The organism is Testudinibacter sp. 'clade 2' (assembly GCF_006227735.1).
In the GTDB taxonomy this organism is placed as follows: Bacteria; Pseudomonadota; Gammaproteobacteria; order Enterobacterales; family Pasteurellaceae; genus Chelonobacter.
This window is the reverse complement of sequence record NZ_VDHB01000225.1, coordinates 1-921: the sequence shown is the minus strand read 5'-3', so window position 1 is coordinate 921 and position 921 is coordinate 1. Positions and strand designations below refer to the sequence as shown.

The following is a 921-nucleotide window of genomic DNA, read 5'->3' as shown; positions in this document are numbered from 1 at the left end:
TTTGTTTATATTTTGAGTTGTCGTTTAAAATAAGCACAATCTAGGCGTAATAAATTGGTTACGCTTGGTTAATGCTTAATCGCCGCCAGCACTGCCTGTAATTTTTTGCTATCGGTGATGTTGATTTGTTGATCTTGTCGGCTGTCTTTGCCCATGCTTGGCGCTTCGTTGACCAACATGGCGCTGTGGCGATAACCGCCGGCGGAAAGGTGCAGCTCTTGTGCACCGCTAATTTGCAGGATTTGTCGTGCATTGCTTGCATCCACGCCAGCGCCGGGCATAACCGAAATGCGTTGATCCGCTTGCCGTACTAAATCTCGAATCAATTCGACACCTGCGACCGCACTTTGCTGTTGTCCAGAGGTTAACAGCCGCTCGCAGCCGAGTTCGATAATCTGTTCAAGTGCGGTTTGCGGATCACGACAGAGATCAAAAGCACGGTGGAACGTCACGCCCAAGCCATCGGCACAATCAATCAAGCGTTGACAAGTCGGTATGTCAATCTCGGCTTTTTCGGTTAATGCGCCAATCACCACACCCTGAGCACCGCACTTTTTCGCCAGTCGAATATCGCTTTGCATCATGCCAACTTCATCGACACTAAACAGAAAATCCCCCGCACGTGGGCGGATCATAACATACAGCGGAATTTGCGCTGCTGCGAGCGCACGTTCGATCAAGCCATAGTTCGGCGTTATTCCGCCCAATGCCAACGCGCCACACAGCTCGATTCGATCAGCACCGTATTTTTGCGCGGTATGAATCGATTCGATATTGTCCACACACACTTCTACCTTAATCATATCGCTTCCTTTTTTCTGCCCTAGAATCAATTGAATCAATCTTAACAAGATTACCCCGAAAAAGTAATTGCTTGTTAAACAATCCAAAAGAATTTACTATCATTAGGGTCTGTTGATC

At 47.6% G+C, this 921-nt stretch carries 1 protein-coding gene; it reads right to left on the bottom strand.

Features of this window, described 5'->3' with window-relative positions; translation table 11 throughout:
• Window positions 1–68 precede the first annotated feature (68 nt).
• On the bottom strand, window positions 69–800 hold the full coding sequence (locus FHQ30_RS12870; protein ID WP_139611032.1) for a copper homeostasis protein CutC: 732 nt from the start codon (window positions 798–800) through the stop codon (window positions 69–71).
• Window positions 801–921: the final 121 nt, after the last annotated feature.